The sequence below is a fragment of the Amycolatopsis sp. YIM 10 genome, from assembly GCF_009429145.1.
Taxonomy (GTDB): Bacteria; Actinomycetota; Actinomycetes; order Mycobacteriales; family Pseudonocardiaceae; genus Amycolatopsis.
On sequence record NZ_CP045480.1, the window covers coordinates 2,194,179 to 2,208,477 of the forward strand.

The 14,299-nt window shown below is 64.6% G+C and carries 9 protein-coding genes and 2 rRNA genes; 2 read left to right on the forward strand and 9 right to left on the reverse strand.

What is annotated here, in order from left to right; all coding sequences use genetic code 11:
- Window positions 1-13: 13 nt before the first annotated feature.
- The 9 genes from YIM_RS10900 to YIM_RS10940 are packed head-to-tail and all read right to left on the reverse strand — an operon-like array spanning window position 14 to window position 8,761.
- Window positions 14-517 (reverse strand): hypothetical protein, encoded by a 504-nt coding sequence (locus YIM_RS10900; protein WP_153030242.1) that lies wholly within the window; start codon window positions 515-517, stop codon window positions 14-16.
- Window positions 502-1,704 (reverse strand): MCE family protein, encoded by a 1,203-nt coding sequence (locus YIM_RS10905; protein ID WP_153030243.1) that lies wholly within the window; start codon window positions 1,702-1,704, stop codon window positions 502-504. Before YIM_RS10905 ends, YIM_RS10900 begins: the two co-directional genes overlap by 16 nt.
- A complete protein-coding gene (locus YIM_RS10910) occupies window positions 1,704-2,753 on the reverse strand; it encodes an MCE family protein (protein ID WP_153030244.1) in 1,050 nt (349 codons plus the stop codon). The genes YIM_RS10905 and YIM_RS10910 overlap by 1 nt, the downstream gene beginning before the upstream one ends.
- A complete protein-coding gene (locus tag YIM_RS10915; protein ID WP_153030245.1) occupies window positions 2,750-3,850 on the reverse strand; it encodes an MCE family protein in 1,101 nt (366 codons plus the stop codon). The genes YIM_RS10910 and YIM_RS10915 overlap by 4 nt, the downstream gene beginning before the upstream one ends.
- A complete protein-coding gene (locus YIM_RS10920; RefSeq protein WP_153030246.1) occupies window positions 3,847-4,842 on the reverse strand; it encodes an MCE family protein in 996 nt (331 codons plus the stop codon). The genes YIM_RS10915 and YIM_RS10920 overlap by 4 nt, the downstream gene beginning before the upstream one ends.
- A complete protein-coding gene (locus YIM_RS10925; RefSeq protein ID WP_153030247.1) occupies window positions 4,839-5,843 on the reverse strand; it encodes an MCE family protein in 1,005 nt (334 codons plus the stop codon). Before YIM_RS10925 ends, YIM_RS10920 begins: the two co-directional genes overlap by 4 nt.
- A complete protein-coding gene (locus tag YIM_RS10930; RefSeq protein WP_153030248.1) occupies window positions 5,840-7,111 on the reverse strand; it encodes an MCE family protein in 1,272 nt (423 codons plus the stop codon). The genes YIM_RS10925 and YIM_RS10930 overlap by 4 nt, the downstream gene beginning before the upstream one ends.
- Window positions 7,108-7,968, reverse strand: coding sequence for an ABC transporter permease (locus YIM_RS10935; protein WP_153030249.1), 861 nt, complete (start codon window positions 7,966-7,968; stop codon window positions 7,108-7,110). The genes YIM_RS10930 and YIM_RS10935 overlap by 4 nt, the downstream gene beginning before the upstream one ends.
- A 4-nt stretch (window positions 7,969-7,972) precedes the next feature.
- Window positions 7,973-8,761, reverse strand: a complete 789-nt coding sequence (locus tag YIM_RS10940) for an ABC transporter permease (protein WP_153030250.1) — start codon at window positions 8,759-8,761, stop codon at window positions 7,973-7,975.
- A gap of 546 nt (window positions 8,762-9,307) precedes the next feature.
- Here YIM_RS10940 and YIM_RS10945 point away from each other — a divergent pair.
- Window positions 9,308-10,823, forward strand: a 16S ribosomal RNA gene (locus tag YIM_RS10945).
- Between the two features lie 280 nt (window positions 10,824-11,103).
- A 23S ribosomal RNA gene (locus tag YIM_RS10950) occupies window positions 11,104-14,223 on the forward strand.
- Together the 16S and 23S rRNA genes form the textbook arrangement of a ribosomal RNA operon.
- Window positions 14,224-14,299: the final 76 nt, after the last annotated feature.

The following is a 14,299-nucleotide window of genomic DNA, read 5'->3' on the forward strand; positions in this document are numbered from 1 at the left end:
CTCGCGTTCCTCCTCAGCCGGCACCGATGGGCACCTGGTCCATGGCGCTGACCTTCCAGCCGCTCTCGGTCCTGGTCAGCTGCGCGGAGAACCGGTTCCGCTTGGTCGAGGTCGCCGCGCCCTCCTTCGCCACGGTGATCTCCACCGACGCCAGCAGCCGCGCCGTGCCCGTGTGGTCGTCGAGCGAGTTCACCGCCGCGTCCAGCACCTTGCCGGTGGCCACGGTCCCGCCCTCGCGCAGCGACTTCTTCGTGGCGTCGTCGGTGCGCGCCAGTTCGTCGTGCAGCTTGCCGGTGGACACCTCCAGCCAGCGGGCGATGCCCTCGTCGACGCGGTGGTGGTCCAGGCTGTTCAACTCGGCGATCTGCTCGCGGCCCGCGGCGAGCGCGTCGTCGCGGGACTGGGCGTAGGACAGGTCGTCGTCCACCGCGGCGCTCACCCACAGATAGCCAGACGCCCCGGCGAACACGCCCGCGGCCACCAGCCCGCCGATCGCGAGCTTCAGTTTGGCAGCCACAGCAGTCCCTTCATGTCGGTGGAAACCTGCGGCAACGAGGGCAGGCCCAGCACGCCCGACCCCGGGATCGCGATCGGCGGCACCCCGCCCTTCGGCGCGTTCTGCGAACCGCGCACCGAACTCTCCGACCCCTTCGGCAGCGTGCAGGCGGCTTCGGTGTTCGTCGGCAGCGGGGCGAGTTCCAGCGGTGTCCGCCGCTGCGTGCTCTCGTAGCCCTGTGTGCACGGCGGCGGGTCGATGAACCTCGTCACGATCGACAGGTCGGCGCCCTGCAGATCGATCGAGGTCGAGGTCGCCGCCACCGCCTTGGGAATGGTGGCGAACAGGTCCTCCATGCCCGCGGTCCTGGTGGCGAACAGGTCCGTGGTGGTCAGCAGGTTCGCCAGCAGGATGGACAGCGACGGATCGGTGTCCTCCAGCAGCCCGCTGATCTGCGTGGCCGCCTGCGGCGCGGTGCTGATCAGCCCGCGCAGGTCACCGTCGGCGCTGGCCAGCTCGGCGGCGAACAGCTTGGCGTTGCCGGAGAACGACTTCCACGCGTCCGTCGAGTCGAGCTGCGTCTGGAGCACGGTGGTGCCGTCGGTGATCAGCGCCTGCGTCTGCGGCAGGTGCGCGGCGGCGGTGTTGGTGAACTCCGTCGAGGAATCCAGCAGCACCTGCAGGTCCGGCCCGGCGCCGTGGAAGGCGTCGTAGAACTCGTCGACCACCGTGCGCAGCGCGTCCGTTGGCACCGAGGCGTTGAGCGAACTGAGGTTGCCCAGCAGGTCCTGCACCGGCAGCGGCACCTTCGTCGACTCCATCGGGATCGACGACCCCTCCTCGAGGTACGGCCCGTCCCCGGTGCGCGGTTGCAGGTCGACGTACTGCTCGCCGACCGCCGACCGGTTGCTCACCACGGCCGCCGAGTTCACCGGGATCGGTGGCGCGGACCCGTCGATGCGCAGGTCGACCTCCATGCCCTCGTCGGTCAGCCGCAGTTCGCCGACCCGGCCGACGGCCACCCCGCGATAGGTCACCTCGCCGTTGGTGAACACCCCGCCGCCGTCGGCGAGCCGCAGCGACACCACGTACCCGCTGCCGCCGAAGAGCTGGCCCAGCCCGGCGTACTTGCCGCCGATGAAGGCGACCGCGGACAGCGCCACCACCACGAACGCCAGCACCTGCACCCGGACCCTGGTGGTCAGCATCAGTTGCCTCCGAGCGACTTGACGTCCCCGCTCGGGGGCAGCGGCAGCACCGGGCGGTCCGGCGGCAGTTCCACGCCTTCGCCGGGCGCCATCGTGACGAAGATGTTCATGTAGTCGCCCTTGACCGCTTCGAGCACCGGATCGGTGAACGGGAAGGTCGGCAGGATCTCCAGCGAGTTCGGCAGGTCCTGGCCGGCGTCGGCGAGCTGCTCCAGGATCGGCGCCAGCGCGCGCAGGTCGGCGACCATGTCCTCCTTGCTGCGGTTGATCGTGTCGATCGCCACGGTGGACAGCTCGTCGAGCGAGCGCAGCATGGTGACCAGCGACTTCCGCTGCTCGGCGAGGGTGGCCAGGCCCGGCGTCAGGTTCGACAGCGCGCCGTCGATCTGCTCGTCGCGGTCGGCCAGCGTGGCCGAGAGCTGGTTCAGCCCGTCCAGCGCGGCGGTGATGTCCCCGGAGTGCGCGTCCAGATTGGTCACCAGCTCGTCCACTGTGGACAGGAAGTTCCTGATCTCCGGCTCGTTGCCGTCGAGCACCTTGGTCAGTTCCTGGTTGATGGTCTGGAGCTGGCTGATCCCGCCACCGTTGAGCAGCAGGGACAGCGCGCCGAAGACCTCTTCGAACTCGGGGTTCCGGTTGGTCCGGTCGACCCCGATCACCGCGCCGTCGGCCAGTTGGCCCTCGGACTGCTCCGGCACCGCCAGCTCGACGAACTTCTCCCCGAGCAGGCTCGACTGGCGCAGCCGGGCCAGGCTGTTGCCGGGCAGGGTCACGTCACCGTTCACCGCGACCACCGCCTCGGCGGTCCAGCCGTCCTCACCGAGCCGGATCGTTTCCACCCGCCCGACCGGCACGTCGTTCACCTTCACCGCGGCCTGCGGCACCAGATCCAGCACGTCGGCGAACTGCACGGTGACCCGGTACGGGTGGTCACCCAGATCGGCGCCACCGGGCAGCGGCAGGTCGTAGACACCCTTGAAACCGTCACCCGAGCACGCCGTGGTGAGCAGGCAGGTCGCCAGGACGGCACCCAGCCATCGCCGCCTCATCCCGCACCTCCTGGCACGTAGACCGGACCGGACGGGGGCAGCGGCAGGCTCGGCGCCGCGTCCGGCATCGGCGCCCCGTCGGGCAGCGCCTCCATGCCCGGCGGCACCGGTACCTGGAACGTGGGCAGGAACTCGAGCAGGTTCGCCCGGCCCTGCAGCGTGCCCGTCTCCGGGTCGAAGGCGCCGAGCACGTTGCTCGCCGCCAGCGGCAGCGTGTCCAGCGTTTCGGCCAGCGACGCCCGCTGGTCCACCAGCACCTGCGTGGTCTGGCTCAGCTTGTCCACATTGGACTTGATGGCGGCGCGGTTGTCGCGGATGAAGGCCTGCACCTCACCGAGCGCCGAGCCCAGCGAGGTGAGCGCGCCGGAGAGTTCCTCGCGATCGGCCGATAGCGTCTGCCACACCTTGGCGAGCTGGTTGTTCACCGTCTCCACGTCGTTGTCGTTGGCCGCCAGCATGTCGGTGAACTTGCCCAGCTCGTCCAGCGTGCCGAACAGGTCGTCCTTCGAGTCGGACAGCGTGCGCGCCAGATCGGCGAAGTTGCGGATGTTCTCGTTGATCGCCTTGCCGTTGCCGTCCAGGTTCGCCGCTCCCGTTTCGAGCAGCTGCGACAACGCGCCGTCGGAGTTCGCGCCCTTCGGCCCGAGCGAGGTGGCCAGGTCGTTCAGGCTGGCGTACAGCTCGTCCAGCTCCACCGGGGTGCCGGTCCGCTCGACCCCGATCACCGTGCCGTCGGTCAGCCGCGGCTCGCCCCTGCGCGCCACCGCGGAGAACTGCACGTACCGGTCGGAGACCACGCTCGGCGCCACCACCAGCGCCTTGGTCGCCGCCGCCACCGGCGCCTGCCCGTCCACGCTGAGCGTGACCTCGACGTGCTCGCCGACCGGGGTCACCGTCTCCACCTGGCCGATCCGGACACCCAGCAGGCGCACGTCGGAGCCGGTGTAGACGCCGACCGCGCGCGGGAAGAGCGCGGTGATCCGCTTGCTGCCGTCCCCGGAGAAGATCCACCACAACCCGCCGGCCACCACCAGTGCGGCCACGATCAGCACGGTGGCGATCCTGGTGGCCCGCAGGCCGGCTCTCGTGCTGGTCATTTCCCGCCCCCGTCCACCGGCAGCGGCGGAATGCACGGGTCGCGGTTGTCCGGGACCAGCCCGCAGACGTAGTTGTCCACCCAGCGGCCGTTGCCCATGGTGTTGTTCACCATCCGGAAGTAGGGACCGGCGAGCTTCAGGCTGGCGTCGATGTTCTCGGTGTGCCGCTGCAGCACCCCGGTCACCTTGTCCAGCTTCTCCAGCACGCCCGACAGCTGCTGCTGGTTGTCCTTGACCAGCCCGGAGAGCTGCTTCCCGAGTTCCCGCGCGCCCACCAGCAGCTGGTGGATCGACTCGCGGCGGTTGTCGAGTTCGGCGAGCAGCAGGTTGCCGTCGTCGATCAGGGTCTGGAACTCCTCACCGGACTCGGCCAGCGAGTTCGCCACCGAACGCGCGTTGCGCAGCAGCTCGGCCAGTTCCTCGTCCCGCGACGACACCGTCTTCGACAGCGACGTGAGCCCGTCGAGCGCGGTCCGGACGTGGGCGGGGGAGTCCTTGAAGGTGTCCGACAGGGTGCGGAAGCTGGTCGCCAGCTGGTTCGTGTCGATCGCGTCGACGGTGTTCGCCAGCCCGTTGAACGCGTCGGTCACGTCGTACGGCGTCACCGTGCGGTCGCGGCCGATCGGCGTCTCCGGGTCCTGCTCGCCGTCGCCGATCGGGTAGAGCGAGAGGAACTTCCGGCCGAGCAGGGTCTTGATCTTGATCCCGGCCGAGGTCTGGTTGCCGATCCAGGTGTCCTCCACCCGGAAGCTGACCACCACGTGGTCCTCGGCCAGGCCCACGTCGGTGACCTCACCGACCTTGATGCCAGCCACCCGCACCTCGTCGTTCTCCTGCAGCCCGGCGGCCTCGCCGAACTCGGCCTGGTAGGTGGTGCCGCCGCCGACGATCGGCAGTTCCTCGTAGTAGAAGGTGGCCGCGGTGATCGCGGCGATCGCCAGCGAACCGGCGATGCCGATGGTGAACGGGTTGCGCTCGCGGAAGGAGGTCATGACTGGCACCTCGCTCCGCCCGGCTGGACGACGATCGGCTGTTCCGTGGTCAGCACCGCCTCGCAGAGGTAGAAGTTGAGCCACGAGCCGTAGGTGCCGATGCGGCCGACCGCGTCGAGCTTCTTCGGCAGCAGCTCGAAGAACTGGTCCAGGTCGTCCTCCTGCGCGGCGAGGTTTCCGGAGACGTTGCCGAGTTCGGCGATGGTCTCCTTCAGCGGCGGCCTGGCCACCTCGAACAGCCCGGCGGTGGCGTCGGACAGGTCCGCGACGCCCTGCACCGCCTCCCCGATCGCGGTCCGGTCCTCGGCCAGCCCGGAAACCAGCTGCTGCAGCGTGCCGACCACCTCGGAGAGCCGGTCGCCCTTGCTGTTGATCGTCTTGAGCACCGAGTTCAGGTTGGTGATCACCTGCCCGATCACCTGGTCGCGGCCCGCCAGCGTGGTGGTCAGCGCGCCGGTGTGCATGAGCAGGCTCTCCACCGTGCTGCCCTCGCCCTGGAGCACCTGCACGATCTCACCGGAAAGCTGGTTCACGTCGGTCGGCGACAGCGCCTGGAACAGCGGCTTGAACCCGTTGAACAGGTCGGTCAGGTCCAGCGCCGGGGTGGTGCGCTCCAGCGGGATCTCGTCACCGGGCACCATCGGCTCGGCACCGGGCAGCTTCCCGCGTTCGAGCGCGATGTAGCGCTGGCCGACCATGTTGCGGTACTTGATGGTGGCGCGCAGGTCCGACGGCAACCTGCGACCGCGGTCCACGGAGAACTTCACCTGCGCGATGTGCTGGTCGACCACCTTCAGTTCCTCGACCTGGCCCACCCGCACGCCGGAGATCCGGACGTCGTCGCCGGTGTTGAGCGCGGTCACGTCGGTGAACCGCGCGCTGTAGTGGTCGCCATCACCAACGCCGGTGTTGGCGATGGACAACGCGAGCAGGGTGGTGGCCAGCGTGGTCACCAGGATGAACAGCAGGCCCTTGACCAGCGGCGCGCCGAAGTTCCTCATCGGATGCTCACCTCCGTGCCCCGGTAGAGCGGGCCGACCAGCACGCTGCTCCACGGCGCCACCTCACCGGGCGCGACGCCGATCTCCGGTGCCACCAGCGTCGAGATCAGTTCCCGTTCCTGCGGCGAGTTCGGCAGGCCGAGCTCGCCGCTGCCACCGGGCAGCAGCGGGTGCGCCTGGCTGCCGGTCGGCGCCGCGGTGGTCCCGGCCGTCGGCGCCACCCCGCTCGGGTAGCACTTCGGGCCGCCGCCGGCGGTGTAGGCGGGATCGTCGGCGCCCGGCAGGTACGGGCCGCGGTGGCCGGTGACCGTCGCGTTCACGTGCAGGCCGGGCTGGTCCGTCCCGGCACCGAGCGCCTTGTCCATGGCCGGCTTGAGGTCGGTCATCGCCTTGAGCGTGCACGGGAAGCTGGGGGAGTACTTCGCGGCGAGTTCGAGCGACTCGCGGCTGTCGACGGCGAGCCGGATGATGTTTTCCTTGTTGTTCCGCAGGAACGTGGTCACGTCCTGCGAGGAGTCGGTGACCTGGCCGTAGAGCGAGCCGAGGTCCTGCTTCTTCTCCGCGACCGTCTGCAGGGTCACCGCGCTGTCGGTGAGCGAGTCGAGCAGGTCGGGCGCGATGTCGCCGTAGAGCTGGCTGACCCCGGCCAGGTCGCGGATGTTCTCGTTCAGCTCCGGCAGGCTCGGGTTGAACCGCTCCAGGTAGTCGGCCGCGGTGACCAGCGTGTCGCCGAGCTGCTCACCGCGGTCGCGCAGCGCGGTGGACACCGCGGTCAGCGTGGTGGACAGCTTCTGCGGCTGCACCGCCTTGAGCACCGGCAGCAGGTCGTCGTAGACCTTCTCCAGTTCGATCGCGTTCGCCGAGCGGTCCTGGCTGATCACGTCGCCGTCGGTGAGCTGCGGCCCGCGCGGTTCGGGAATGGACAGCTGCACGTACCGCTCGCCGAACAGGGTCTTCGGGATGAGCAGCGCGGAGACGTTCTTCGGCAGCTTCGCCGACTTGTCCGGGTCCAGTGCGAGCGTTATCTCCGCTCCGCTCGCACTGGACCGGATCTCACGCACCTCGCCGACGACCACCCCGCGCGCCTTGACCTCCGAGGCGACGTGGAGCTGGTTGCCCACCCGGTCGGTCTTCAGGGTGACCGACACCGAGGACACGAACTCCTTGCGGTAGATGGCGATCGACAGCGAGACGAACGCGAGCATGGCGGCCAGGAAAAAGACCCCGGCCGTGCGCCGGACGTACTTCTGCCTGCGTTCCTTCCTCATCCGGCCACCTTCACCGTCGTGGTGGCGCCCCAGATGGCGAGGCTGAGGAAGAAGTCGAGCAGGCTCACCGCGACGATCGCGGTGCGCACCCCGCGGCCGACGGCCACGCCGACCCCGGCCGGGCCGCCGCTGGCGCGGTAGCCGTAGTAGCAGTGCGAGAGCACCACGATGACGCTGAACACCAGCACCTTGAGGAACGACCAGAGCACGTCGATCGGGGGTAGGAAGAGCTGGAAGTAGTGGTCGTAGGTGCCCGCCGACTGCCCGAAGAACCAGATCGTCACCTGCCGCGAGGCCACGTACGAGGTGAGCAGGCCGATCGCGTAGAGCGGGATGATCGCCAGGAAACCGGCGACGATCCGGGTGGCCACCAGGTACGGGATGCTCGGCACGCCCATCACCTCGAGCGCGTCGATCTCCTCGGAGATCCGCATCGCGCCGAGCTGCGCGGTGAACCCGCAGCCGACCGTCGCCGAGAGCGCGATGCCCGCCACCAGCGGCGCGATCTCGCGGGTGTTGAAGTAGGCGGAGATGAACCCGGCGAAGGCGGAGGTGCCCACCTGGTTGAGCGCGGAGTAGCCCTGGATGCCGACCACCGCGCCGGTGAACACGGTCATCCCCACCATCACGCCGATGGTGCCCCCGATCACCGCCAGCGCCCCGCTGCCGAAGCTGACCTCGGCGAGCAGGCGGATGATCTCCTTGCCGTAGCGGAAGATCGCCCGCGGGGTCCAGGCCAGCGCCTTGAGGTAGAAGAGCACCTGGTCGCCCAGGGTGTCCAGGAAGCCGAAGCGGCGGTCGATCGCGCGCCCGGCGCGCCGGACCCGGTTGTCCGGCGGGAACGTCGTCTCGGTCACCAGGTCACATCCCCTTCGGCGGCACCAGCTGCAGGTACAGCGAGCTGAGCACCAGGTTCATCAGGAACAGCAGCAGGAAGGTGATGACCACCGACTGGTTCACCGCGTCGCCGACGCCCTTCGGCCCGGCCTTGGGGTTGAGCCCGCGGTAGGCGGCCACGATGCCGGCCACGAACCCGAACAGCAGTGCCTTGATCTCGCTGATCCACAGGTCGGGGAGCTGGGCGAGGGCGGAGAAGCTGGCCAGGTAGGCACCGGGCGTGCCGTCCTGCATGAGCACGTTGAACACGTAACCGCCGAGCACGCCGACCACGCTGACCAGGCCGTTGAGGAACACCGCCACCGCCATCGCGGCGAGCACGCGGGGCACGATCAGCCGCTGCACCGGGGAGACGCCGAGCACCTCCATCGCGTCGATCTCCTCGCGGATGGTGCGCGAGCCCAGGTCGGCGCACATGGCCGAACCACCGGCGCCGGCGATCAGCAGTGCGGTGACCACCGGGCTGGCCTGCTGGATGATCGCCAGCACGCTGGCCGCGCCGGTGAACGACGACGCGCCGATCTGCGTGGTCAGCGAGCCGAGGTGCAGGGCGATGACCGCGCCGAACGGGATGGAGACCAGCGCGGTGGGCAGGATGGAGACGCTGGCGATGAACCAGAACTGCTGCACCAGCTCGCGGAACTGGAACGGCCGCCGGAAGATGCTGCGGGCCACGTCCAGGCCGAGTGCGTACAGCCTGCCGGTCTCGCGCACCGCGCCCGCGCCGGGAAACGAGCGGGTCTTCGTGCTCATTCCGGCACCTTTCGGCTGCTGTGACCAGGGTTACTGACCAGTACGCTAACTACGGGCCCGGCGGTCGACAAGCGATCCGCAAGATCGGCTCATTACGGTCCTGACAAGGCGTTTTTCCTTGTGCCCCAGTGATAAATCCGTGTCGGCGGAGTTGTCCGAAAGTGAGCAAGTCCCGGCTCGGGGTGGCAAACGGAGCAGTGCGGGGGCATCCTGGAGGGGCCGCCCAAGGGCGCGCTCGGGTGTTCCCGGGCGTTCTCGGGTGGGGCTCCGGGTGTCTCCCGGGGGTCTCGGCGGCCGGTGTGCCCTGCCCGCACCGCCTCCCAACTGGGAAGATCGCCTTAAGGGACCCCCCTTTTCGGGGCCTGTTCGGCGGCATGTAATGTTCTCTTCGTCGCCAGGGAGACCGGGCGGACAGCGAGAAACAAAACTTCGTGTGTTGCTTGAGAACTCAACAGTGTGCTAGTGAACTAAGCCAGTAGAGCTTATATGAAACCCCCTCGTCGGGGTTTCCTTTGAGAATGCTAGAAATAGTCTAGATCAAATTCATTGTTGGAGAGTTTGATCCTGGCTCAGGACGAACGCTGGCGGCGTGCTTAACACATGCAAGTCGAACGATGAAGCCCTTCGGGGTGGATTAGTGGCGAACGGGTGAGTAACACGTGGGCAATCTGCCCTGTACTTTGGGATAAGCCCTGGAAACGGGGTCTAATACCGGATAGGACTGCGCATCGCATGGTGTGTGGTGGAAAGCTCCGGCGGTACAGGATGAGCCCGCGGCCTATCAGCTTGTTGGTGGGGTGATGGCCTACCAAGGCGACGACGGGTAGCCGGCCTGAGAGGGCGACCGGCCACACTGGGACTGAGACACGGCCCAGACTCCTACGGGAGGCAGCAGTGGGGAATATTGCACAATGGGCGCAAGCCTGATGCAGCGACGCCGCGTGAGGGATGACGGCCTTCGGGTTGTAAACCTCTTTCGACAGGGACGAAGGGTGACTGACGGTACCTGTAGAAGAAGCACCGGCTAACTACGTGCCAGCAGCCGCGGTAATACGTAGGGTGCGAGCGTTGTCCGGAATTATTGGGCGTAAAGAGCTCGTAGGCGGTTTGTCGCGTCGGCCGTGAAAACTGGAGGCTTAACCTTCAGCTTGCGGTCGATACGGGCAGACTTGAGTTCGGTAGGGGAGACTGGAATTCCTGGTGTAGCGGTGAAATGCGCAGATATCAGGAGGAACACCGGTGGCGAAGGCGGGTCTCTGGGCCGATACTGACGCTGAGGAGCGAAAGCGTGGGGAGCGAACAGGATTAGATACCCTGGTAGTCCACGCTGTAAACGTTGGGCGCTAGGTGTGGGCGACATCCACGTTGTCCGTGCCGTAGCTAACGCATTAAGCGCCCCGCCTGGGGAGTACGGCCGCAAGGCTAAAACTCAAAGGAATTGACGGGGGCCCGCACAAGCGGCGGAGCATGTGGATTAATTCGATGCAACGCGAAGAACCTTACCTGGGCTTGACATGCGCCAGACATCCCTAGAGATAGGGCTTCCCTTGTGGTTGGTGTACAGGTGGTGCATGGCTGTCGTCAGCTCGTGTCGTGAGATGTTGGGTTAAGTCCCGCAACGAGCGCAACCCTTATCCTATGTTGCCAGCGGTTCGGCCGGGGACTCGTGGGAGACTGCCGGGGTCAACTCGGAGGAAGGTGGGGATGACGTCAAGTCATCATGCCCCTTATGTCCAGGGCTTCACACATGCTACAATGGCTGGTACAGAGGGCTGCGATACCGTGAGGTGGAGCGAATCCCTTAAAGCCGGTCTCAGTTCGGATCGCAGTCTGCAACTCGACTGCGTGAAGTCGGAGTCGCTAGTAATCGCAGATCAGCAACGCTGCGGTGAATACGTTCCCGGGCCTTGTACACACCGCCCGTCACGTCATGAAAGTCGGTAACACCCGAAGCCCATGGCCCAACCCTTCGGGGAGGGAGTGGTCGAAGGTGGGACTGGCGATTGGGACGAAGTCGTAACAAGGTAGCCGTACCGGAAGGTGCGGCTGGATCACCTCCTTTCTAAGGAGCAACACATCCCAGCCTGCGGGTTGGGAGTGGCCACAGCCTAGATGCCGAATGTGTGTCTGTTGTGGTTGCTCAAGGAATTGTGGAACTACTGGTTTATGTCGGTGCCGGCTTCTTGCTGGCTGCATGAGTACTGCTGCTTGCGGCGTGGAAAGTGTGGTTGGGGTGGTTGGTTTCGGTGTTCATTGGCACGCTGTTGGGTCCTGAGGCAGCACGCTGGTGTTGTTTCTGGTGTGGTGTTTGAGAACTGTAGAGTGGATGCGAGCATCTTTGTGGTCAAGTTGTTAAGAGCACATGGTGGATGTCTAGGCATCAGGAGCCGATGAAGGACGTGGGAGGCTGCGATAAGCCTCGGGGAGCTGTCAACCGAGCTGAGATCCGAGGGTGTCCGAATGGGGAAACCCAGCACCAGTGATGTGGTGTTACCCGCACCTGAATATATAGGGTGTGTGGAGGGAACGCGGGGAAGTGAAACATCTCAGTACCCGTAGGAAGAGAAAACAACCGTGATTCCGTGAGTAGTGGCGAGCGAAAGCGGATGAGGCTAAACCGTGCGCATGTCAAGCTGTCAGGCGTTGTGTGTGCGGTGTTGTGGGACCCAGCGTGGGAGATCTGACAGTCTCCCGGATGCGCGCTATGGTTAGTGGAATCACCTGGGATGGTGGACCGGAGTGGGTGAGAGTCCCGTACGCGAAAACTGTGGTTGCGTGTTTGTTTGGTGTTCCCGAGTAGCAGCGAGCTCGTGGAATTTGCTGTGAATCTGCCGGGACCACCCGGTAAGCCTAAATACTTCCTGATGACCGATAGCGGACTAGTACCGTGAGGGAAAGATGAAAAGTACCCCGGGAGGGGAGTGAAAGAGTACCTGAAACCGTGTGCTTACAAGCCGTCAGAGCCTACTTGTTGGGTGATGGCGTGCCTTTTGAAGAATGAGCCTGCGAGTTAGTGCTGCGTGGCGAGGTTAACCCGTGTGGGGTAGCCGTAGCGAAAGCGAGTCTGAATAGGGCGTGTGAGTCGCGTGGTCTAGACCCGAAGCGGAGTGATCTACCCATGGCCAGGGTGAAGCGCCGGTAAGACGGTGTGGAGGCCCGAACCCACTTAGGTTGAAAACTGAGGGGATGAGCTGTGGGTAGGGGTGAAAGGCCAATCAAACTCCGTGATAGCTGGTTCTCCCCGAAATGCATTTAGGTGCAGCGTCGTATGTTTCCCATCCGGGGTAGAGCTACTGGATGGCCTAGGGGCCTTACCGGGTTACCGAAGTCAACCAAACTCCGAATACGGGTGGGTGAGAGTGCGGCAGTGAGACGGCGGGGGATAAGCTTCGTCGTCGAGAGGGAAACAGCCCAGAACACCAGCTAAGGCCCCTAAGTGTGTGCTCAGTGGGAAAGGATGTGGGATTGCCCAGACAACCAGGAGGTTGGCTTAGAAGCAGCCACCCTTGAAAGAGTGCGTAATAGCTCACTGGTCAAGTGGTCCTGCGCCGACAATGTAGCGGGGCTTAAGCACACCGCCGAAGCTGTGTCATTCATGCGATACATCGGCTTGAGCCTTCGGGTTCTTGTCTAGTGGTATGGATGGGTAGGGGAGCGTCCTGCATCCAGGGAAGCCGCGGTGTGAACCAGCGGTGGAGGGTGTGGGAGTGAGAATGCAGGCATGAGTAGCGAATGCAGAGTGAGAAACTCTGCCGCCGGATGACCAAGGGTTCCTGGGCCAGGCTAATCCGCCCAGGGTAAGTCGGGACCTAAGGCGAGGCCGACAGGCGTAGTCGATGGACAACGGGTTGATATTCCCGTACCCGAGCACGTGCGTCCCTGATGAGGCAGTTGATACTAACCACCCAAAGCGCAGGCTGGAGTCTTCGGACAAAGGTCTGTTGTGGAGCGTGGGGCCTGATTCTGTAGTAGTCAAGTGATGGGGTGACGCAGGAAGGTAGCTCCGCCAGTGAATGGTAGTACTGGTGTAAGCGTGTAGCCCGAAGTGTAGGTAAATCCGCACTTCATGAGGGTGAGACGTGATGCGTAGCCGATTGAGGTGAAGTAGAGTGATCCTATGCTGCCGAGAAAAGCCTCTAGCGAGTGCGTGCACGGCCCGTACCCCAAACCAACACAGGTGGTCAGGTAGAGAATACTAAGGCGATCGGGTGAACTGTGGTTAAGGAACTCGGCAAAATGCCCCCGTAACTTCGGGAGAAGGGGGGCCAAACATCCTGAAGTCCCTTGCGGGCTAGGGGTGGGTGGCCGCAGAGACCAGCGGAAAGCGACTGTTTACTAAAAACACAGGTCCGTGCGAAGAAGTAATTCGATGTATACGGACTGACGCCTGCCCGGTGCTGGAACGTTAAGAGGACCGGTTAACTCCTTTCGGGGGGTGAAGCTGAGAATTTAAGCGCCAGTAAACGGCGGTGGTAACTATAACCATCCTAAGGTAGCGAAATTCCTTGTCGGGTAAGTTCCGACCTGCACGAATGGCGTAACGACTTTCCGGCTGTCTCAACCACAGGCCCGGCGAAATTGCATTACGAGTAAAGATGCTCGTTACGCGCGGCAGGACGGAAAGACCCCGGGACCTTTACTATAGTTTGGTATTGGTTTTCGGTTCGGTTTGTGTAGGATAGGTGGGAGACTGTGAAGCGCTCACGCTAGTGGGTGTGGAGTCGTTGTTGAAATACCACTCTGGCCGGATTGGGAATCTGAACCTACGCCCATGATCTGGGTGAGGGACAGTGCCTGATGGGTAGTTTAACTGGGGCGGTTGCCTCCCAAAGAGTAACGGAGGCGCCCAAAGGTTCCCTCAGCCTGGTTGGCAATCAGGTGTTGAGTGTAAGTGCACAAGGGAGCTTGACTGTGAGACTGACAGGTCGAGCAGGGACGAAAGTCGGGACTAGTGATCCGGCACCACCTGGTGGAAGGGGTGTCGCTCAACGGATAAAAGGTACCCCGGGGATAACAGGCTGATCTTGCCCAAGAGTCCATATCGACGGCATGGTTTGGCACCTCGATGTCGGCTCGTCGCATCCTGGGGCCGGAGTAGGTCCCAAGGGTTGGGCTGTTCGCCCATTAAAGCGGCACGCGAGCTGGGTTTAGAACGTCGTGAGACAGTTCGGTCCCTATCCGCCGCGCGCGTAGGATACTTGCGGAAGGCTGTCCCTAGTACGAGAGGACCGGGACGGACGAACCTCTGGTATGCCAGTTGTCACGCCAGTGGCATGGCTGGTTAGCTACGTTCGGAAGGGATAACCGCTGAAGGCATCTAAGCGGGAAGCCTGTTCCTAGATGAGGTATCCCACCCCTTTGTGGGTTAAGGCCCCCAAGAGACGATTGGGTTGATAGGCCAGAAATGGAAGCGCAGTAATGTGTGGAGTTGACTGGTACTAATAGGCCGAGGACTTGCCTACAAAGACGCTTCGCATCCACTCTACGGCTCTGAAACACCACACCAGAGCTGATGTAATGCCAGCATGGTGTTTCGTA